The organism is Verrucosispora sp. WMMD1129, from assembly GCF_029581255.1.
Taxonomy (GTDB): Bacteria; Actinomycetota; Actinomycetes; order Mycobacteriales; family Micromonosporaceae; genus Micromonospora; species Micromonospora sediminimaris.
Genome location: NZ_CP120741.1, coordinates 642,988 through 662,637, shown reverse-complemented (window position 1 = coordinate 662,637; position 19,650 = coordinate 642,988). Strand labels below are relative to the sequence as shown.

The 19,650-nt window shown below is 72.1% G+C and carries 23 protein-coding genes; 13 read left to right on the top strand and 10 right to left on the bottom strand.

What is annotated here, in order from left to right:
- Both O7624_RS03070 and O7624_RS03065 read right to left on the bottom strand, forming a co-directional pair.
- On the bottom strand, positions 1 to 1,122 hold the full coding sequence (locus O7624_RS03070) for an NAD(P)/FAD-dependent oxidoreductase (protein WP_282238824.1): 1,122 nt from the start codon (positions 1,120 to 1,122) through the stop codon (positions 1 to 3).
- A complete protein-coding gene (locus O7624_RS03065; RefSeq protein ID WP_282238823.1) occupies positions 1,119 to 2,237 on the bottom strand; it encodes an alpha/beta hydrolase in 1,119 nt (372 codons plus the stop codon). Before O7624_RS03065 ends, O7624_RS03070 begins: the two co-directional genes overlap by 4 nt.
- A gap of 64 nt (positions 2,238 to 2,301) precedes the next feature.
- On the opposite strand from O7624_RS03065, the gene O7624_RS03060 reads away from it, so the two are divergent.
- From O7624_RS03060 to O7624_RS03050, 3 genes are all read left to right on the top strand, one after another.
- Positions 2,302 to 2,844 carry a hypothetical protein gene (locus tag O7624_RS03060; RefSeq protein WP_093402717.1) on the top strand — a complete coding sequence of 181 codons (543 nt, stop codon included), beginning with the start codon at positions 2,302 to 2,304 and terminating at the stop codon, positions 2,842 to 2,844.
- Between the two features lie 51 nt (positions 2,845 to 2,895).
- Positions 2,896 to 3,492, top strand: a complete 597-nt coding sequence (locus O7624_RS03055) for a dihydrofolate reductase (protein ID WP_282238822.1) — start codon at positions 2,896 to 2,898, stop codon at positions 3,490 to 3,492.
- 63 nt (positions 3,493 to 3,555) lie between these two features.
- Complete coding sequence (locus tag O7624_RS03050) at positions 3,556 to 4,218, top strand: hypothetical protein (protein ID WP_093402718.1); 663 nt, start codon at positions 3,556 to 3,558, stop codon at positions 4,216 to 4,218.
- A gap of 226 nt (positions 4,219 to 4,444) precedes the next feature.
- On the opposite strand, the gene O7624_RS03045 is transcribed toward O7624_RS03050, so the two are convergent.
- On the bottom strand, positions 4,445 to 4,717 hold the full coding sequence (locus O7624_RS03045; RefSeq protein ID WP_093402719.1) for a DUF2795 domain-containing protein: 273 nt from the start codon (positions 4,715 to 4,717) through the stop codon (positions 4,445 to 4,447).
- A 147-nt stretch (positions 4,718 to 4,864) separates the two neighbouring features.
- Here O7624_RS03045 and O7624_RS03040 point away from each other — a divergent pair, with 147 nt between their 5' ends.
- Positions 4,865 to 5,275, top strand: a complete 411-nt coding sequence (locus tag O7624_RS03040; RefSeq protein ID WP_093402720.1) for a DUF2267 domain-containing protein — start codon at positions 4,865 to 4,867, stop codon at positions 5,273 to 5,275.
- Between the two features lie 24 nt (positions 5,276 to 5,299).
- On the opposite strand, the gene O7624_RS03035 is transcribed toward O7624_RS03040, so the two are convergent.
- On the bottom strand, positions 5,300 to 6,466 hold the full coding sequence (locus O7624_RS03035) for a CaiB/BaiF CoA-transferase family protein (protein ID WP_282238821.1): 1,167 nt from the start codon (positions 6,464 to 6,466) through the stop codon (positions 5,300 to 5,302).
- 242 nt (positions 6,467 to 6,708) lie between these two features.
- Here O7624_RS03035 and O7624_RS03030 point away from each other — a divergent pair, with 242 nt between their 5' ends.
- From O7624_RS03030 to O7624_RS03010, 5 genes are all read left to right on the top strand, one after another.
- Entirely contained in the window at positions 6,709 to 7,722 is a 1,014-nt protein-coding gene (locus O7624_RS03030; protein WP_282238820.1) for a TerC family protein, read from the top strand.
- A 78-nt stretch (positions 7,723 to 7,800) separates the two neighbouring features.
- The gene (locus O7624_RS03025) at positions 7,801 to 8,400 is read left to right on the top strand and encodes a sulfite oxidase-like oxidoreductase (RefSeq protein ID WP_093402722.1); all 600 of its coding nucleotides are present in this window, start codon (positions 7,801 to 7,803) and stop codon (positions 8,398 to 8,400) included.
- Positions 8,401 to 8,408: 8 nt separating this feature from the next.
- A complete protein-coding gene (locus tag O7624_RS03020; RefSeq protein ID WP_282238819.1) occupies positions 8,409 to 9,131 on the top strand; it encodes a ferredoxin reductase in 723 nt (240 codons plus the stop codon).
- A gap of 13 nt (positions 9,132 to 9,144) precedes the next feature.
- Complete coding sequence (locus O7624_RS03015; protein WP_282238818.1) at positions 9,145 to 9,426, top strand: DUF6510 family protein; 282 nt, start codon at positions 9,145 to 9,147, stop codon at positions 9,424 to 9,426.
- A 58-nt stretch (positions 9,427 to 9,484) separates the two neighbouring features.
- Positions 9,485 to 10,786: an NAD(P)/FAD-dependent oxidoreductase gene (locus O7624_RS03010; protein WP_282238817.1), complete on the top strand. Its 1,302-nt coding sequence runs from the start codon at positions 9,485 to 9,487 to the stop codon at positions 10,784 to 10,786.
- A gap of 73 nt (positions 10,787 to 10,859) precedes the next feature.
- Here the strand turns inward: O7624_RS03010 and O7624_RS03005 are convergent, their stop codons facing one another.
- A complete protein-coding gene (locus O7624_RS03005) occupies positions 10,860 to 11,837 on the bottom strand; it encodes a DUF2267 domain-containing protein (RefSeq protein WP_282238816.1) in 978 nt (325 codons plus the stop codon).
- Positions 11,838 to 12,052: 215 nt separating this feature from the next.
- Here O7624_RS03005 and O7624_RS03000 point away from each other — a divergent pair, with 215 nt between their 5' ends.
- Positions 12,053 to 12,349 carry a hypothetical protein gene (locus O7624_RS03000; RefSeq protein WP_282238815.1) on the top strand — a complete coding sequence of 99 codons (297 nt, stop codon included), beginning with the start codon at positions 12,053 to 12,055 and terminating at the stop codon, positions 12,347 to 12,349.
- A 66-nt stretch (positions 12,350 to 12,415) separates the two neighbouring features.
- Here O7624_RS03000 and O7624_RS02995 read toward each other — a convergent pair whose 3' ends face one another.
- Together O7624_RS02995 and O7624_RS02990 are read right to left on the bottom strand one after the other, a co-directional pair.
- Positions 12,416 to 12,763: an STAS domain-containing protein gene (locus O7624_RS02995; RefSeq protein WP_282238814.1), complete on the bottom strand. Its 348-nt coding sequence runs from the start codon at positions 12,761 to 12,763 to the stop codon at positions 12,416 to 12,418.
- Positions 12,764 to 12,828: 65 nt separating this feature from the next.
- Entirely contained in the window at positions 12,829 to 13,170 is a 342-nt protein-coding gene (locus O7624_RS02990) for an STAS domain-containing protein (RefSeq protein WP_348774984.1), read from the bottom strand.
- A 252-nt stretch (positions 13,171 to 13,422) separates the two neighbouring features.
- Here O7624_RS02990 and O7624_RS02985 point away from each other — a divergent pair, with 252 nt between their 5' ends.
- The 3 genes from O7624_RS02985 to O7624_RS02975 all read left to right on the top strand — a co-directional run bounded on the left by O7624_RS02985 (position 13,423) and on the right by O7624_RS02975 (position 16,875).
- Complete coding sequence (locus tag O7624_RS02985) at positions 13,423 to 15,177, top strand: PP2C family protein-serine/threonine phosphatase (RefSeq protein ID WP_282238812.1); 1,755 nt, start codon at positions 13,423 to 13,425, stop codon at positions 15,175 to 15,177.
- A complete protein-coding gene (locus O7624_RS02980; protein ID WP_282238811.1) occupies positions 15,174 to 16,220 on the top strand; it encodes a cobalamin-dependent protein in 1,047 nt (348 codons plus the stop codon). The genes O7624_RS02985 and O7624_RS02980 overlap by 4 nt, the downstream gene beginning before the upstream one ends.
- Before the next feature lie 208 nt (positions 16,221 to 16,428).
- The gene (locus O7624_RS02975) at positions 16,429 to 16,875 is read left to right on the top strand and encodes a response regulator (RefSeq protein WP_093402729.1); all 447 of its coding nucleotides are present in this window, start codon (positions 16,429 to 16,431) and stop codon (positions 16,873 to 16,875) included.
- Between the two features lie 43 nt (positions 16,876 to 16,918).
- On the opposite strand, the gene O7624_RS02970 is transcribed toward O7624_RS02975, so the two are convergent.
- The 3 genes from O7624_RS02970 to O7624_RS02960 all read right to left on the bottom strand — a co-directional run bounded on the left by O7624_RS02970 (position 16,919) and on the right by O7624_RS02960 (position 19,550).
- Entirely contained in the window at positions 16,919 to 17,785 is an 867-nt protein-coding gene (locus O7624_RS02970; protein WP_282238810.1) for a hypothetical protein, read from the bottom strand.
- Positions 17,786 to 18,120: 335 nt separating this feature from the next.
- Complete coding sequence (locus tag O7624_RS02965; RefSeq protein WP_093402731.1) at positions 18,121 to 18,543, bottom strand: OsmC family protein; 423 nt, start codon at positions 18,541 to 18,543, stop codon at positions 18,121 to 18,123.
- Between the two features lie 59 nt (positions 18,544 to 18,602).
- A complete protein-coding gene (locus O7624_RS02960) occupies positions 18,603 to 19,550 on the bottom strand; it encodes a serine/threonine-protein kinase (RefSeq protein WP_282238809.1) in 948 nt (315 codons plus the stop codon).
- Positions 19,551 to 19,650: the final 100 nt, after the last annotated feature.

The following is a 19,650-nucleotide window of genomic DNA, read 5'->3' as shown; positions in this document are numbered from 1 at the left end:
TCAGGCGGGGTGCTCCAAGTCGCGCACCAAGGGGTCGAGCAGCCGGTCGACGGACATCCGGGCGACGATCCCGTTGCGGAGGCGGGCGACCGTGCTCGACGAGGTGAAGAGCGCCCGGGCGAAGTGGCGTGACTGCCGCTGCGCCCGCTCGACACGCCCCTTTCGCCGCCGCTCGTAGCGGCGGAGCGCGAAGGGCACGTGGCCGGCGTCGCAGCGGCTGAGCTCATCGGCCAGCGCCGCTGCCGATTCCAGTGCCATCGAGGCGCCCATTCCGGCGGTCGGCAGAAAGGCGGCGGCGGCGTCCCCCACCAGCGCCACCCGGTCGCGTACCCATCGGGTGGAGCGCACGTCGGTCATGGGCCACAGCCAACGCTCGTCGTCCGAGCCGGGCAGCAGACGGTCGGCGGGCAGGCCCGCTCCGGTGAGGGTCCGGCGCAGCCATGCCCTGGCCTGCGGACCACGGACGGTATCCGAGGGACCGCCGACGATCAGGCACACCCGGCCCTGGCACGGGTAGCACCCGACGAAGCTGCCGGCTCCCCAGAATTCCAGCGTCTCACCGGCGTCGCCCGGGTGGTCCGCCGCCTCGGTCCACCACGTGGCGCAGGTCCATCCCGTGTCATGCCGGGGCTGGGGTCCGAGGAGCGCGGTGCGCACCGCGGAACCAATGCCGTCGGCACCCACCAAGAGGTCGGCCTCGAAGGTGGTTCCGTCGTCGAGACGAGCATCGACGCCGGCGTGGTGCTGCTGCAGAGCCACGATGCGACCTGTCCGGTGCTCGACGTGGTCGCAGGCCGTGGCCAGCATCTCAACGAGGTCGCTGCGCGGCACGGTGCCCAGATATCCGTGGCGGGCGATGCCGGCAGGTGGCCCGGAGGTGGTGAGCAGGGCACCGGACCCCGACCGCGCCGTGTAGCGCCGCATCGGAAGGCCGCGCTCGACCAGCCGGTCGTGGACGCCGACCGCGTGCAGCACCCGGGTTCCGTGTGGCCACAGGGCGAGCGCGAAGCCGTCGTCGCTGCCGTGGCCGGGGTCGACCACGGTGATCTGGTGGCCACGGGGACGCAGCAGCGCCGCGAGTGTCAGGCCGGCGACACCCCCGCCGGCGATCAGCACCTTCATGACGCCTCCAGGCGACGTTTCGCTCCCACGCCGATGTCAGCCAGAAGAGCGTCCAGGGTGTCGATGACAGCGGTCAGCCGCCAGGAGGAGACGAAGTCGAACGCGTGCTGGCCGCCGGGCAGTTCGACGTGGACCACCGGCTGCGACGACTCGGCTCGCAGCTTGTCCGCCAGGGCGCGCGCCGTGGCGGCGGAGGTTTGGTTGTCGAGACTTCCGTGCGCGATCAGGAATGCCGGTGCGTCGGATGCCGGCAGCGCGAACGGGGTCGACGTGACCACCTCGTCGGTGCTGCGGCCGTAGTAGCGGCCGTAGTAGCCGTAGAGACAGACCGCTGCGGCAGGGCGCTCGTCGGGCGTCGCGCGTAGCGCGTAGAGAGAGGTCAGATGAGCGCCCGCGGAGCTGCCCGCCATCACCACAGTCGTCGCGTCCGCGCCGTATTCTTCGGCGTGCTCGCGCGCCCAGGCCATCGCGGCCTCCGCGTCGGCAAGGTGCTCCTCGAAGCCCGCCCCGGGGCGGAGTCGGTACGTCGCGCTCATGCACACCCAGCCGCGCGCGGCGAGGTGATGCAGCAGGCCACGACCTTCCCAGTTCTTGCTTCCCGAGAAGTAGCCGCCGCCGTGGAAGTAGACCAGCACCGGGCCACCCGTGGGCCGGTCGCGGCGTCGCAGCACGTCGAGGCGCTGGCGTCGGTGGTCGCCGTAGCGCAGGTTGCGTAGCCGCTGCACGGAACGCGGTCGGATCGGAAGCGGGGTGAGGGCGGTACGCCACCGGCTCCGTCGCGGCGGTGCGCGATCTATGCCGGCCGCTCGGAGTGCGTCATCAGCGACGGAGCTCGAACGGGCGGCTCGGCGGGTCAACGCGACAAGCATCGCCGCGGTCGCGGCCGCGCCCGCCAGCAGGACGCCCGACAACACGTCGCGGCGCAGGTCCCCACTCCAGACGGCCGCAGCGGTCGAGACCGCGAGCAGCGTCAGTACCAGGTGGGGCACCTCGTTCACGACCATCCCGGCCAGGAAGGCGGCCCGCGCCAGCGGCCGTGGTCGCGTAGGTGGGCTGAACGCGGCGGTGGTGGCCAGGCCGAGTACGAGGACGTGCACCACGTAGTCGTTCGGCATGGACTCCTCCTCTACAGGTGTCGAGGAGTGCTACTCTACACCTGTAGAGCTGGGAGGGAAGCCCATGGCGACCGAACGCCGGACGGTGATCGCGGACGCGGCGATCACCACGCTGGCCACGGCCGGTGGACGTGGACTCACGCACCGAGCCGTCGACAGGGAGGCGAGGCTTCCGCTCGGCTCGACCTCCTACTACTTCCGCACCCGCGCGGACCTGCTCCGGGCGGCCGTCGACCGGCTGGCCGAACTGGACGAGGCGGCCCTCGCTCCCGCAACCGGCGGGACGCTCGCCGCAGACCTCGCCCGAGTGGCCGAACAGCTGCTCAGCGCCGACCGGGAGCGGCTCCTCGCCCGCTACGAGCTCGCGCTCGAATCCGTACGGCGGCCCGAGCTGCGCGAGGTCCTGGCGGCCGGCACGCACCGGGTGCGTGGTGCCATCGAGCAGCGGCTGACCGAGCAGGGCGTCGTGGCAGCACGCGATGTGGCCAAGGCCGCGCTCGCGCTCGTCGACGGTCTGCTCTTCGCCGAACTCACCGCGGCCGAGGGGCAGCAACGCGGCCGCGCCGAGCTGGAAGCTACCCTGGCGAGGCTCGTGGGCGCCGAGTGACCCAAGCCGGCCTGAACCCCGAGGACCGATCCGACAGTTGAGCGTCCTGTGATGGAGAGCCTCTTGCGCCGACTCACCTACTACGTGGCGACCACCCTCGACGGCTTCATCGCCGGCCCGGACGGCGGGGACCCGAGCGGCCAGAGCTACTTCCCGGTCCCCGCCGACCTGATCGACTACATGGTGACCAACTTCCCGGAGACGTTGCCCGCGCCCGCCCGTGCCGCGTTGGGCGTCGAGGGGCCGGGAAAGGTCTTCGACACGGTGCTCGAAGGTCGGGCGTCCTATCAGCTCGGCTTGGACGCCGGGCTCGACGACGCCTATCCGCACCTGCGTCACCTGGTGTTCTCCACCACCCTGCGGGCAACGCCGGGCAACGCCGTCGAGCTGGTCCGCACCGACGCCCTCGACCGAGTCCGCAGCCTCAAGCAGGACGGCAGCGAGCTGGACATCTGGCTGGTCGGCGGCGGTACGTTGGCCCACAGCCTGCTGCCCGAGATCGACCGGCTCATCATCAAGCAGCACCCGTCCGTGATCGGCTCGGGCATCCCGATGTTCGCCGGTCCCTTCCAGCCCACCTTGTTCACCCACGTGGACGCCGCCGTGCTGGACTCAGGGGTACGCGTACTGACGTTGGATCGCAGCTGAGGTTCGTGTCCGGGCGGCCGGGACACCCGGCCTACTCGTGCGGGGCGCGGGTAACAGCCGCTCATGCCCACCACGGTTGCCACGATCGAGGACAGGAAGCGGTTGGCGCGTCGGCTCGCCGGTAGCGGCCGGGGCTTCGCCGAGCAGTACGGATTCCGGGTCACAAACAACCCGTCCAGCCTGTTCCAGGTGCTCTGCCTGTCCATGCTGCTCGCCCGCCGGGGAGATTTCCGGCGGGCCGTCGACGGCGCGCACGCGCTGTCCGACGCGGGCTGGGACAGCGCCGCCCGGCTGTCCGGCGCGTCACACCCGGATCGGGTCAGGGCGCTGCGCGACAGCGGCCAGCGCGGCGACGTCGACGCGCTGGCCGACCTGCTGGGCCGGCTGGCCCGCACGGTCGTCGAACGGTACCGGGGCGACCTAAGGCGGCTGCGGTCGGCGGCGCACCGCGACCCGGCCCGTGAGCGGGCCCTGCTCACCGCCCTCCCGGGGGTCGACGAGCAGGTCGCGGACCTGTTCCTGCGCGAGGTGCAGGCGCTGTGGGGCGAGGTCGCGCCGGTGGCCGACCGGCGGGCGCTGACGGCGGCGCGGCGACTCGGCTTGGGCCGCTCCGCCGAGGATCTCGCCGGGCTGGCCGGCGGCCGCGAGTCGGAGCGGCTCGCTTGGCTGGTCGGTGCGCTCGCGCGGGTCGACCTGGAGGGGCGCTACGCCGAGCTGACAGAATGAGGCCCTTCGTCGGTACCCGCTGTCCGTTCGGCTGATGGCGTGCGGTAAGCTGACCGCAGTAAAACGCAGCCACCCGGTTCGGGTGGCTGCCGGCCGCCTGGTGGCCGCGACCCGGTTCGGGTGCGCCGTCGCCAGGGCAGGCGGTTACGCAGGGGCGCCCCCGGCAGCGGTTCGTTGCCGGGGCGCCTCCCTGTCTACCGGCGAGTCGAGACGCGCCGGGCAGGGCCTAGATGCCGCGCAGGTGCTGAGATACCCGCTGGTGCCGCTTGTCGCGTCCCTGCGCGCCACGCTGCGCGTCGGTGATCTCGGGGGCCGCGTCGATGCCGGCCGAACGGGCCACCTGGTTGCCGTTGGCGTAATCCACCGGAGGCAGGGCGCGCAGGGCCTGGAGCACGTCCGGCGGCGCCCCTTCCCGCTCGGCCTCGCGTACCACCTCGTCCTTCCCGGCGGGGTAGTCCAGGCTCGACAGGTACTGCAGGACGTCGGCGTAACTCGCCATGATGTCGGCTCCTCCCGGGCATTCGGTCCGGCCACAACCGGGCGCGGATACCCGACCCGGGGCCGCTCACGCGCCGAGGCCGACGGAAAAGCAGTCGCCGTTTCCATACCGAGCGGGTGGGTAAGCGCCGGCCGGAGGGGGTACGCGATGAACTACGACACGTTCGTCGACCAGGTCGCCCAGCGCACCGCCACGTCATCGTCGCGGGCGGTGGAGCTGATTCGGGCGACGCTGGAGACGCTGGCCGAGCGGCTGACCGGCGGCGAGGTGCTGGACCTGGCCGTGCAGCTGCCCGCTCCGCTGAGGCTGCCGATGCGCCCGACACCGGACATCGAGGCGGCGGAGCGCTTCGGCGCCGCCGAGTTCGTCGCCCGGGTCGCGCTCCGCGCCGGGGTGGGGGAGCCGGCCGCCCGGGACGCGGTCCGCGCGGTCTTCACCACCCTTCGGGAGGCGGTGACCGGTGGCGAGTTCGACGAACTGGTGGTCCAGTTGCCCCGCGACTACCGCGACATGGTTGAGCCCGCCCTGGCGCCCGGCGCCACGTTGCGGCGCGGCTGACTGGCCGTCGGTGCGGACACCGCACTAGCCGACAGCCCCGCTGGCGCGCAGCCGGCTGATCTGGTCCCGGTCGACGCCTGCCTCGCCGAGAATCTCGTCGGTGTGTTCGCCCGGCCACGGCGGCGGCCGGCGGATCGCGGCCGGGGTGGCGGAGAACCGGGGTGCCGGCGCCGGTTGGACGACCCCGTCGCTGAGCACGAACGTCTTCCGGGCGGCCAGGTGCGGGTGTTCCGGGGCTTCACGCCAGTCCAGCACCGGCGCGGCGCAGGCGTCGGAGGCGGTGAGCAGCGCGGCCCACTCGTCGCGGGTACGGGTGCGGAACAGGCGCGCCCAGGCGGCCCGCAGCGCCGGCCAGTTCGCCGGGTCGGTGCGGTCGATCGGCTCGTCCGGCGGCAGCGGGAAACCGGTGAGCCGCACCAACTCGTCGTAGAAGCGCGGCTCCAGCGCCCCGACGGCGAGGTACCGCCCGTCGGCGCACTCGTACGTGTCGTAGAAGGGCGCGCCGCCGTCGAGCAGATTGACCCCGCGCGGGTTTCGCCACATGCCGAGCTGGTGCAGGGCGTGGATCTGGGTGCTGAGCACCGCGACCCCGTCCACGATGGCCGCGTCGACCACCTGGCCGGTGGCACCCCCGCGCACCGCGTACAGCGCGGAGACGACACCCAGGGCGAGCATCATTCCGCCGCCACCGAAGTCGCCGAGCAGGTTCATCGGCGGCACCGGAGGCTCACCGGCCCGTCCGATGCCGTGTAACGCACCGGTCAGCGCCAGGTAGTCGATGTCGTGCCCGGCGTACGGGGCGTTCGGGCCGTCCTGGCCCCAGCCGGTCATCCGGCCGTAGACCAGCCCCGGGTTGACCGCGTGGCAGTCGGCCGGCCCGACGCCGAGCCGTTCGGTGACGCCGGGCCGGAACCCCTCGACGAGGGCGTCCGCGTCGCGGACCAGGGCCAGTACCACCTCGCGCCCGTCGGCGGATTTCAGGTCCACCCCGATCGAGCGGCGCCCCCGGTTGAGCAGATCGGGGTGCGGGGTGCCGAAGGCCGTGGCATCCACCTCGGTGACCCGGTCGACCCGGATCACGTCGGCCCCCAGGTCGGCCAGCATCATGGCGGCGAAGGGCCCGGGGCCGATCCCGGCCAGCTCCACCACGCGTACGCCGGACAGTGGGCCGGTCGCCAGGTCTGCGGTCACCGGGTCACGATAGGCGCTCACCTCGCGTTCGGCCGGCCGCCCGCCGTGAGCGAAGCCACCGGGCCCGACAACGCCCCGCCTGGCGGGCGGAATTCGGCTGTCCTAACCTTGTCAGCACGAGGGGAGTACTTCCCACGAACCATGCCGGTCAGTACGGCGCGCCCGGAGCGCGCCTCGGGTGGTTGCCCACGAAACGTGGGTGAAGGAGACCTCGAACATGACACGGTGTTCGAGGAGGCCCCATGTCCGATTTGTCTGTCGCGGCTGGTCTGCAGTCGGTGGGCACGCCCTCGCTGTGGGCGATCACCATCCTTGGCGTGCTCGCCCTGCTGACGCTGGACTTCCTGGTGACCCGGCGCCCGCACGAGGTGTCGCTCAAGGAGGCACTCGGCTGGACCGCCTTCTACATAGCCCTGCCGCTGGCTTTCGGTGCCTGGGTCTGGCACCGCTACGGCTCCGAGCGTGGCTTCGAGTACCTCACCGGATACCTGGTCGAGAAGTCGCTGTCGGTCGACAACCTCTTCGTCTTCATGCTGCTGTTGGCCGCCTTCGCAGTGCCCAGCGAACTCGCCCAGCGGGTGCTGCTGTTCGGCATCACCGGAGCGCTGGTCTTGCGTGGTGTCTTCATCGCCCTAGGCGCGGCGGCCCTGCAAACCCTGGACTTCGCCTTTCTGATCTTCGCGTTGATCCTGCTGTTCACCGCCGCCAAGCTGCTCCGCGACGCGTTCACCGGGCACGAGCAGACGGTGGACATCGGCAACATGCGCTCGGTGCGACTGCTGCGCCGGTTCATGCCGGTGGTCCACGAGTACCACGGCACCAAGATGACCGTCCGGGTCGACGGGCGTCGGGCGCTCACCCCGCTCGCGCTGGTGGTGGTTGCGGTGTTCGCCACCGACGTGGTCTTCGCCGTCGACTCGGTGCCGGCGGTGTACGGCATCACCGAGGACCCGTACCTCGTCTTCGCCACCAACGCCTTCGCCCTGCTGGGCCTGCGGGCGCTGTACTTCGTGCTGCACGCGGCGCTGAGCCGGCTGGTCCACCTCACCTACGGCCTGGCGATCATCCTGGCCTTCATCGGCATCAAGCTCGGCCTGCACTGGGCGCACGGTGTCTGGGAGGGCGTCCCGGAGATCCCCACCGTGGCCTCGCTGCTGGTCATCGTCGGCGTGCTGACCGTGGTCACGATCACCAGCCTGCGGGCGACCCGGAACGTGGTGCCGGGGGCCAAGGAAGTCGTCACCGAGCGGAAGTGAGCGTCTCCGGGAACGGGTGGCCGACTCCGTGCCGGTCGAACCCGCCCCCGGCGGTCCTCGCCGTGGTAGGACTGAGCGGTGGGTATCGTCACACCGGGCTTCCAGGGTCGGCCGCGCGCCGAGGCTCCGGATCTGCCTCCCGGCCAGTACCTGACGCCTGACTTTCCCGTGCTCTCCGCGGGCCCGACCCCACGGGTGCCCCGTGACCAGTGGGAATTCGTGATCAGCTCCGAGACCGGTACGGAGTACCGGTGGAGTTGGGACGAGATGATGGCGTTGCCGCAGGAGACGCCGACCGTCGACATCCACTGCGTCACCCGGTGGTCCAAGCTCGGCACCACCTGGCGCGGCGTCTCGCTGGACACGCTGCTCGACGGCGTGGACACCGCCGCCGACTACGCCCTCGCGCACTCCTACGGCGGCTACACCACAAACCTCCCGCTGGAGGACCTGCGCGACGGGCAGGCCTGGCTGGTGCACACCTACGACGGAGACGACCTGCCGGCCGAGCACGGCGGGCCGGCGCGGCTGCTCGTGCCGCACCTCTACTTCTGGAAGTCCGCCAAGTGGGTGCGGGGCATTCATCTCACCGTCGAGGACACCCCGGGTTTCTGGGAGACCGCCGGCTACCACGACTACGGCGACCCGTGGCGTGAGCAGCGGTACCAGGGCGATTGAGCGGCCGGATGAGCTGGCGGGCGGCCCGGTTGGTGGCACACCGGACCGAGACGCCGACGGCGCGGACCCTGGTGCTGGAGGTACCCGGTTGGCCGGCCCACCTGCCTGGCCAGCATGTCGACATCCGGCTCACCGCGCCGGACGGGTACCAGGCCGCCCGGTCGTACTCGCTCGCCGCCCCCGCCGACGGTGACCGGATCGAGGTGTCCATCCAGCGGGTGTCCGACGGCGAGGTGTCGCCGTTCCTGGTGGACGCCTACCGCGAGGGTGATCCGGTCGAGGTGCGCGGCCCGATCGGCGGCTGGTTCGTCTGGCGGCCACAGCAGACCGAACCGGTGCTGCTGGTCGCCGGGGGGTCGGGGGTGGTGCCGCTGATGGCCATGATCCGTGGCCGGCGGGCGGCCGGAAGCCGGGCACCGTTCCGGCTGATCTACTCCGTCCGCACCCCCGAGGACGCCTTCTACACCGACGAGCTGCGGCGACGGGTACGCGACGACGCCGGCCTGGACGTGGCGTACGTGTACACCCGGCAGGCGCCCGAGGGCTGGCGCGGCGAGCCGCACCGGCTCGGCCTCGCCGATGTCAACACCCATGGCTGGCCGCCGGAGTTGGAGCCCCTCGTGTACGTGTGCGGGCCCACCGCTTTCGTGGAGACCGTCTCCGACCTGCTCGTCGGGCTGGGCCACCCGGCGCGGCGGGTACGCACCGAACGTTTCGGCCCGACCGGTTGAGAGGAGACCGCGGATGACCGCGCTGCCCTACGTGGACGGCAACATGCTCGACGGTCCGTTGGGGGAGGTGTTCGCGGTCGACTTGAGCACCGCCACCGCCCGGTGCGCCACCTGTGGCACCCCCGGTCCGGTGGCGGGGCTTCGGGTCTACTCGCATGCGCCCGGCCTGGTGGGTCGCTGCCCCACCTGCGTCGAGGTGATGGTGCGGCTGGTCCGCGCGCCCGACCGCGCCTGGCTGGACCTGCGCGGCGCCACGTTCCTCCAGTTCCCGATGCCACTCGACCGGCCACGCTGAGGTCTTCGCGACTGTCGTGGGGACGTTTGCCGGCGCGCATGACGGGAACCGGGCCGAAATGACGAAGCCTCGTGTGGTGATCGTGGGGGCCGGGTTCGCCGGGTACCACGCGGCGAAGACGTTGAGCCGGTTGGCCCGCGACCGAGCCGAGATCGTCCTGCTGAACTCGACGGATTACTTCCTATACCTGCCGCTGCTGCCGGAGGTGGCGGCGGGGGTGGTAGAGCCGGGCCGGATCGCGGTGCCGCTGGCCGGCACCCTGGACGGCGTACGGGCGGTGATCGGCGAGGCCGACAGCGTCGACCTGCAGAACCGGTGGGTCGGCTTCACCCAGCCGGAGGGCGACCGCAATCGGCTGGCGTACGACCGGTTGGTCCTCTCCGTCGGCAGCGTGAACAAGCTGCTACCCATTCCCGGCGTGACCGAGTACGCGCACGGCTTCCGCGGTCTGCCTGAGGCGCTCTACCTGCACGATCACGTGGTCCGGCAGATCGAGCTGGCCGAGCAGGCGGAAGACCCGGCGGAGCAGCAGGCACGCGCCACGTTCGTGGTGGTGGGTGCCGGATACACCGGTACCGAGGTGGCCGCGCACGGCATCCTGTTCACCGACGAACTGGCCGCCCAGCACCCCCGGCTCAAGATCCGGCCGAGGTGGCTGCTGCTGGACGTCGCCCCACGCGTGCTGCCGGAGTTGGACCGGCGGATGTCGGTCACCGCCGACAAGGTGCTGCGGCGGCGCGGGGTCGACGTACGGATGGGCACCTCGGTGGCGGTCGCCACCTCCGACGGGGTCAAGCTCACCGACGGCGAGTACGTGCCCACCTGCTCGCTGGTCTGGTGCGTCGGCGTACGTCCCGACCCGTTCGTGGCGGAACTGGGCCTGCGGACCGAGAAGGGGCGGTTGGTCGTCGACGAGTACCTCAACGTCCCCGGGTTCCCCGAGGTCTACGCCTGCGGCGACGCCGCCGCGGTGCCCGACCTGACCCGGCCCGGTGAGATCTGCACGATGACCGCTCAGCACGCGCAGCGGCAGGGCAAACTGGCCGCGCACAACATCGCCGCCTCGTACGGGCAGGGACGCCGCCGGCCGTACAAGCACCACGATCTCGGTTGGGTGGTCGACCTGGGCGGCAAGCAGGCCGCGGCGAACCCGTTGAAGGTGCCGCTGTCCGGTCTGCCCGCCAAGGCGGTCACCCGGGGCTACCACCTGCTTGCGATGCCCGGCAACCGGGCCAGGGTGAGCGCGGACTGGTTCCTCGACGCCGCACTGCAGCGGTCGGCGGCACAGCTCGGACTGATCTCCGCCACCGCCGTACCGCTGGAGAGTGCGTCGCCCGAGATGCCGGCGCGGGCCCGCTGACCACGGGCCCGTCGGCACGGAGGCTCGTGCGGTCGTGGGCGAGGACCCCGCGACCGCACAGCTGATCTCCGGCTCAGCCGGCGGCCATTCCGGCCCCCGCCTCGTCGATGGCGTCATCCACCGCGTGCGCCAGGTCGATGTCCATCGCGGTCACCGCCCCGGCGTTGCCGGAGGTCACGGTCAGCACGGCGGTCGTCGGGCCGGCGCGGCCGATCCGTGGTCCGCGGCCGGTCTGCTGGCGCAGCAGGTCGAGCCGGTCCAACACCCGGTCCAGGTTGCCCGGCGGCAATTCCAGGGTCCGGGACAGCGCGGTGCCGTCACCGGACCAGTAGGGCAGGTCGCCCAGGGCCGTACGCAGCTCGGCCGCCGACAACGGCGGCAGCGCGCTGACCGGACCGACCACGCCGCCGCCGGCGGACGGCTGGTCCAGCAACTGTCGCAGCTCATCCGGTACGTGCAGCGACTCGATCAGGTCACCGTCGTGCTCGGCGAGTGCGGCGAGGGTCGCCTCGGCCTGGTAGCGCGCCTGCTCCGGGCTTCGACCGCTGATCCGACCCACCTCGGAGAGGAATCCGCTCAGGTCCTGGCGCCGCTCGATGCCGTCCACCGGGACCACGTCGTGCAGTGAGGCGGGCACCGCCTCCAGCAGCCGGCGGCGTTCGCCGGCCTCCAGGGCCCAGGCCAGCACGAGCACCGTCGACTCGACCCCGACCTTGGCGGTGCGGAAGTCGACCCCGGCGCGACGGACGACGTCCTCGACCAGGTCGCGGTAGCCCATGGTGGTGATCCCCGGTGCCTGCACACCTGGCTCCGGCCGGGGCCGAGGGGCCTCCGGCAAACCGGCTGGCGGGGGAGCGGGACCGCCCCGCGTGGTGTCCGGTTTGCGGCCGCCAGCCGGTGCCGGGCCGGCCCGCTTGTTCTGGTCGAGGTGGGTGAGTTGTTTGGACGCGCTCAGGCTGGCGCCGGCGTCGGCGGCTCGCATGCCGCGTTCCCGGGCCTGGCGGGCCAGTGCCCGGCGGCGCTGGTTGTCGCCCTCCATCTGCTTCCGCATGGTGCACACCTCGCTTCCGCTGGTGTTCGTTGGCTTCGTCGATGGCCTTCCCGGCCGTCGCCGGTGCGAAACGATCGGGCCGGGGTCGGGCCGGGTGCCGGTCGCCGACGCCGGTGAGGCTTCATCCCGCCGGGGTGAGGGCCGGTCACCCGGGCGGGGCTGACGATCGTGGTGGACCGGAGATCTTCCGAGGCACGGCGGAAGGGAAGGTCGTGATGAAGCGGATAGTCGAGATCGTCCCCGCTCGACCCGGTTGGTACGCCCGGTGGCGGCTGGCACCTGAGCGCACCCGCTGTTACCCGGTGAGCCTGTGGGCGCTGTTGGAAGAGGCCGACGGCGGCGGCCGCGAGGTGATCGGCGTCGACTGCGCCGGCCAGTGGCCCGGGGCGCAGGACGACGGGACAGGTGCGGAGTTCGTCCGCTATCTGTTCAAAACTCCGGATTCGGGTCCGCCGGAGGACGCGGAGCCGACCACCCACCGTACGGGCCGGTATCCGGTCCCGGCCTCCTGAGCCATCCTCCGGCCCCCGACCCCTGGTCCCAGGGTCGGGGGCCACCCCTCCGGTGGCCCGAGTGGATCAGCCGGCCGCCTGCACGTCATCGTCCCCGGCGGCCAGGGGAAGCTCCAGCAACTCGGCGAGGCCGGTGCGGTCCAGCAGTTGGCGCAGCGCGGGGTTGACGCCGGTCAGCCGCAGCGGCGCGGAGCCACCCCGATAGGCCACCACGAGCGCGCTCAACCCGGACGAGTCGCACAGCCCGACGCCGCTGAGGTCGAGGACGAACTGTTGGTAGCCGTCGCGCCGCAGGGCGGCCACGACGTCGATGAGTTCCGGCGCACTGTCGAAGTCGAGGTCGCCGGTCAGCCGCAACTCGGCCTGCCCCGCGTCGTGCCGGTCGACCTCGATGACCAACAGCTGTGCCGACATGACTACATGCTCCCAGTACGCCGGCCAAGCGCAAGTCGCGGGGGTGTGAAGTTTGCCGACAGCCGCTACGCGGTGACCGGAGATTGATCGTCCGGCTCGGTGCCGACCGGTTCGCGGGCCAGCAGGCCGGTCACCCCCGTCATGTCGAGGATGGTCTCGAGGAACCGGGGGACGGTCCGCAGCCGCAGTCGGATGGCCCGCTGCTGACCCTCGCGCCAGGCGTGCACGATGACGCTGAGTCCGGTGCTGTCGATGAACTGCAGGCCGCCGAAGTCGAGCACCAGCGTTCTGGGTTCGGTGCTCATCGACCGGTCGATCTCGGCCCGCAGCGGCGCGGCGGTGGTGTAGGCGAGATCACCGACGACCTTGATCACGGGGGCGTCAGGATCGGACCGGTCGACGGACATGCTCAGCGGCGGCGTCTCGGGTCTGCGACCGTGGGACAGCAACGATCACGCCTTCCGCGGGTGGCGGGCGGGTAGGGGCGATCGGATCGTAACAACCACTGAGCTGGCCCGCCTTTCGGGCGGCCGGCGGTGCCCGGCGGACGGTCGCCCGGGTGGCGGCACCGGCAGACCCGCGTAGGCTGGGTGTCAGGACGTGACCATGCATGCCGCTCGAAGCGGCTGCGGACCCGACAAGGAGCGAGGCTCAAGCTGGTGACAGGTGCCGACGTCAGGGACCTCGACCCCGGCGACGGACGGTCTTCCACGCCGAGCGCCGCCCGGGTCGCCGCCTGGCGTCCGACCACCTCACGGTCGGTCGCCGCGTTGCCCGCCTTGGAGCCGGTGCAGGGTCAGCCCGCCGTCGACTGGCCCGAGATCGCCGAGCATCTCCGTGAAGGCGTGGTGGTCTGCGGCCCGGACGGGACCGTACGACACGTCAGCCCGGTCGCGCAGCGTCTGTTGCCCGAGGTGGCCGTCGGCGGGACGCTCGCGGCCGTCGAGCAGTTGGCCTCGCTCGATCCATACCTGCTTCACCACGGCCGGCGGCTGCGGGTACGTCGAGTCCCGCTCTCCGCCGGGCGAAGCTGCTGGTACGTCGAGGACGTCAGCGACCGTGAGAGGCGCTCCGAGGAACTGGCCGCCGAGCGGTCCAGGTCGGCATTCCTGACGATGGTCGGCGACAAGCTGGGCAACCCGCTGCATCCGGACCGGGCCGCCGCAGCGGTGGTCCGCCTCGCCGTGCCCACCCTCGCCGAGGTGGCGGTGCTGGTGCTGGCGCCACGGTCCGGACGGGCCCGCTGGTGGCGGGCCAGTCAGGCCGGAGGCGAGACACCCACCGTCGATCGCGGGGTGATTCCCGCGACGGCGCTCCCGCCGGCGATCGTCGAGAGTCTGCGGGGTAACCAGCCGCATGCCGTCGACTGGCTGGTCGAGCAGGTCGTCGAGGCGGGCTGGCTGCCCGGTGTCTCCGCCACCGAGGTGGCTGCCCGGCTGGTGTCGTTGCCGGGCCGGGACGCGCCTGCGGGCGTACTGCTCGTCGCCCGGGGGACGGGCGGCTGGTACGGCGAGGCCGACCTCGACCTGGTGCGGGCCTTCGCCGCCCGGGCCGGTGCGGCCTTGACCACCGCGCTGCTCTACCGCGAACAGGCGGAGGTGACCGACATGTTGCAGGCCAGCCTGCTGCCTGTCGAGCCCGCTGCGGCGCCGGGCGTGGAGTGGGGCACGGCGTACCGTCCCGCCCAGGCCGGCCTGCGCATCGGCGGCGACTTCTACGGTTCTCACCGGCTGCCCGACGGCGGCTCGGTGTTCTTCCTCGGCGACGTCTCCGGCAAGGGGGTCGAGGCGGCGGTCTTCACCGGGCAGCTGCGTCAGTGCCTGCACGCGTTGCACCGGGTCGAGCAGCAACCGGCCAGGCTGCTGCGGCTGCTCAACGACGCACTGCTGGAGACGACCCTGGCGCACGGTCAGGGCCGGTTCGCCACCATGGTGCTGGGTGTGGTCCGTCCGCACCGCGACGGTGGCCTGGGGCTGACGCTGGCCGGCGGCGGGCACCTGCCGCCGTTGGTGCTGCGTTCCTCCGGCGAGGTGGAGCAGTTGCCGTTGAACGGCATGCTCATCGGCGTGGTGCCGGATCCGCGCATCGGTCAGGTCTCCACGCGGCTCGCCCCCGGTGAAACCTGCCTGCTATACAGCGACGGAGTCACCGAGGCGCGCGGCGGCCGGCGGGGCGAGGAACTGCTCGGCGCCGATCGTCTGGTGCAGGCGCTCACCGGGTGCCACCGGATGCCGGCACCGGCGCTGGCCGAGCGGATCGAGCAGGTGACCTCCGACTGGTTGGCCCAGCGTGACCACGACGACATCGCGGTTCTCGCGCTGCGCGCCAGCGGCGTCGCCAACCGCCCCCAACGGCATCTGCACGCGGTGCCGAGCGTGGCCGGGCCGGACCCGGAGGGGGCGACGGCCCGGTGACCGCCGCGACGAGGGATGCCTCGCTCGACGCCGTCTACCCGGACTACCTGCACTGTCTCGCCGAGGCCGACGAGCATGCCGCCATCGAGGTGGCGCGCGGGCTGCTCGACGCCGGCGTGGCGGCCGAACGCGTGCTGCTGGATCTGGTCGCTCCGGCGCAGGCCGAGGTGGGGGAGCGTTGGGCGCGCAACGAGTGGAGTGTGGCCCAGGAGCACGCGGCGACGCACATCAGCGAGCGGGTGGTGGCGGCCGTCGCCACGTACGCCGACGTGCGTCCGACCCGCGCCCGGATCGTGGTGGCCTGCATGGACGGCGAGTGGCACGCCCTGCCGGCGCGACTGGTCGCCGAGGTATTGCGGCTGCGCGGCTGGCAGGTCACCTTCCTGGGGGCCAGCGTCCCCGCCGCGCACCTGGTGTCGTACCTGCACCGGCACGACGCGTACGCGGTGGCGTTGGCCTCCGCGTTGCCGATGCGGCTGCCGCACGCGCACCGGATGATCGAGGCGTGCCGGCGCTCGGACGTGCCGGTGCTGGTCGGTGGTCGGGGCTTCGGTGTGGACGGCCGGTGGGCTCGGCGGCTCGGCGTGCCCTGGGCGGGCAGCGCGCCCGCCGCCGCCGACCTGCTCGGCGACGAACGGGCCCTGCGTTCGGTCGCGGCGGCCGATTTGGCGCACCTGGCCGACGACGAGTACGCCAGCCTGGTGAGCCGGCGCGGTGAGTTGATCGACAGCGCGCTGGCCGACCTGGCGCAGCGGTTCCCGGCCATTCGCGACCACAGCCCGGCCCAACTGGACTCGACGGTCAGCGACCTCGGATACATCCTGGATTTCCTGGCCGCCGCCCTCTACGTCGACGACGGCTCGCTGTTCACCGAGTTCGTCGAGTGGCTGGTGACCATCCTGGACAGTCGTGGCGTGCCGGCCGTGACGGTGGACGCTTCGCTGGCCCACTACGGCAGGGTGCTGCACGATTTTCCCCGGGCGGTGGACTATCTCCAGCGGGGACGCGCGGTACTGCCGGTTGCCGACCGGCGAGCCGCCTGACCGCGAGGTGAGCTGCCGGCCCCCATGGCCCCCCTATACTTGTCGCGCAGCAAACATCTGTGCTGACCGTAGCGGGCCAGGCCGGGGGTGCTGGAGGTACGGCCGCGACTTCGCGGACCCGGCGGTCGCCGACCGTCCGGCGATGGGCTAGATTTCCGCCAGCGCGGGGCCGGCAGGCCCCGTCCTGGCCGACCTGAGGCAGGTAGAGATGGGCGCACGCACCCTCGCTCCGGTTCGCATTCTCGTGGTGGACGACGACCCGGGCGACGTGCTCATGATCGAGGAGGCCCTGGCCACCTCGGACGTCGAGAAGGTGATCGACGTGGTCGCCGACGGTCAGGAGGCGATGGAGTTCCTCCGCCGCGAGGGCCGGCACGGCGACGCCCAACGCCCGGACGTGATCCTGCTCGACCTCAACATGCCCCGGATGGACGGGCGTCAGGTGCTGGGCGAGGTGAAGGGCGACGAGGACCTGCGGACGATCCCGATCGTCGTGCTTACCACCTCGAACGCGGACACCGACATCATCAGCAGCTACACGCTCCAAGCCAACGCCTACGTCACCAAGCCGATCGACCTGGACGACTTCAACGACGTGGTGCACCGGATCGACGAGTTCTTCGGTCGGGTGGTCGTGCTGCCCAAGCGGGGCTGACCCGCCGTTACCGGCGGGCCTGACCCGACGACGTACGCCCGGCTCAGGTCAGCGCTGCCACCACGGTGGCGGCCCGGTCCTCGTGCTGGGCGTAGGCGTAGGGGAAGGCGGAGATCTGCACGGCCTGGGCGGCCAGGGTCAGGCTCATCTGCTGCCAGCCGGGCACCTGGAGCAGCGCCTCGTAGAACGCGCGGGCCGCGTACGCCGGCCGCATCAGGTCTCGTACGCTGCCCCAACCGCTGCTGGGGCGTTGCTGGAACAGCCCGACGGAGTCGTGGTCCCAGCCGATGGCCTGGTGCGGGTAGTTCTGCGACTCGGGCAGCACGCCGCTGGCGTAGTTGAGCAGAGTGCTCTCCTGCATCGCGGTGGCCACCGCGATCACCAGCCCCTGGCGGGGGATCTTCATGTCGACGCCGACGTCCACGATTGCCTTGGCGTTGTCCATCTGTGCCTGGGTGAGCCCGGCGACGGGTCGGGGGCGTGGTGGCTTGGTGGGGGTCTTCTTCGGCTTCGGCTTGGGGGTGGGCGACGGCTTGGCGCTGGGCGAGGCGGTGGGGCTGGCCGGGGCGGATGTGGGGCTGCGGTCGAGGGACCGGGAGGCGGCCTTCTCCTGGGCGGCGAGCGCGCGGTCGGTGAGCGCGCGGTCGGTGAGCGCCTCGGTCACCGGAGGCGGGGGTACCTCGTCATCGTGCCGGGTGGCCACGACGGCGGTGGCGCCGAGGCAGCAGGTCACGCCGGTGGCCAGGGCCACCCGGACCGGGGTGGAGACGAGCACCGCGCGAACGCCGCGGCGCGGTGTCGGCACGGCACGATGCCGCCCCATCAACCTTTCGGATGATGCACCGTCGGCCGAAAGGCTCGGCGGTTGCCCGGGGGTCAGCTTCTGGTCGAAGTCGTCGTCGGGATGCACCCGCCGAGGCTAGAAAGCCAATCGCCGCCTGCCATCGGCCCGGTTGGTGGCATGCGTCACAATTCGCGGCTATCCGCCGGGTCATTTTCCACTTACGCCTACATATGGGTCAAGCCCGACCTATCCGCTGTGGAGTAAATGTCAGGAATGAGCCTATAAAACAGGGCGGAAACGGGATCTTGTAGACGTCTATCGAGCCCGTTGGTTGCCTCCCCCGAATGGGTGAGGCTTGGCTCGACCCATTCGAGCCGTCTGGTGGGGCGGTCGGACCATCCGGTGCCCGCCGGCGGCGGTACGCGCCGGCAGGAACCCGGCCCGCTCATCCCACCAGCGGGTCAGTGCCGGCCGTTCTCCGCCGGGCTGACGGTGAGCCGGTGCCGGCCGCCGTCCTCGCTGGAGAACGGCCACAGCCGATCGGCGTGCTCGACCAGTTCGGCGAGCTGCTGTCGACTGAGCCCGACCGACGAGATGGAGGCGTGCACGTCGGCCCGGTACCGGCCGTCGTCGTCCCGCCCCAGCTTCGCCTCCGCGCGTACCTGCACGGTGTGCGCCTCGTCGGTGATCCCGCCGGCCGCCTCCACCGCCGCGTGGTGCAGGCAGGACGCGAACGCGGCGGCCAGCAGCTGCGACGGGGTCAGCCCGGTGCAGTGCGGCGCCAGCGGCGAGGCGAGGGCGGTCGACAGCGCCTCGTCGTCGGTGTGGATGTGACCGCCCTCGGCGGTCGCGGCGGCAACCTCGTTCAGCCAGGAACTCGGCATCGCGTTCCTCCCGTCACTCCCCGCCCGGCTACCCGGGGTCGGACGCGTGAAACCGGGGATCAACCGCCGTGCCGACTCCACTGGGCGCCGGCGGCGGCCTCGGTGACCTCGGCCGCCGCCCGCTCCGTCCACGGACTCACCGCCGGTGGCCGCTGCCGTGGCATCAGTGGCTCGTGCATCGGCACGTACACCCGGGCGTCGACCGCCTCGGCCAGCAGCAGTGCGGCCACCAGGCTGCTCGGCCGCCGGGTCGGGTCGTCGGCGAGGCAGCGCCGGCACAGGTCCGCCACCTCGGCGGGCAGCCCGGGCAACTCGGGCAACGGCCGCGGTGCCCGGCGTGACTCCCGCCCGAGCAACTGACTGACGCTGTCCACCGGGTACGGCAGGCGTCCCGCGAGGCTGTAGTGGAGAAGGACGCCGAGGGCGTAGATGTCGGCCGCCGGGGTCGCCGGGGCCCGGTGCAGCTGCTCCGGTGCCAGGTACGCGGGCGTACCGACCACGACGCCGTCGGGCGCGGTGTCGGCGGCCCCGGCCGGGGTGGCGATGCCGAAGTCCAGCACCTTCACCCCCGAGGGGGTGAGCATCACGTTTGCCGGCTTGATGTCGCGGTGCACGATGCCGTGGGCGTGCGCGGCGGCCAGCGCGGCGCTGACCTCCGCGCAGACCCGCACCGCGATCCGCCAGTCCAGTGGGCCGGTGCGCAGGTGTGCGGCGAGGGTCTGCCCCTCCGCCAGCTCCATGACGATGTACGGCAGCTCGTGCCCCAACCCGGTGTCGCAGGTGCCGAAGTCGTGCACGCTTGCCACGTTCGGGTGGACCAGGCGGGCCGCGGAGCGTGCCTCGGAGCGGATCCGCTCCACCGAGGCCGTCCCGTCGGGCTGACCGGGCGAGACCAGTTTCACCGCGACCGACCGATCCAGCACGGTGTCGTACGCCCGCCACACCTCCGACATCCCGCCGATGCCGATGCGCTGTTCGAGCCGGTAGCGCCCGTCCAGCGTACGCATCGACCGCCCCCTGACCTCGTAGTGCTCCGCCGCGGCGCGTGAGGCCGTGGCCCCGGCACGGTACCCCGGCTCCGATCAGGGCAAACCCGCCTCCTACGGC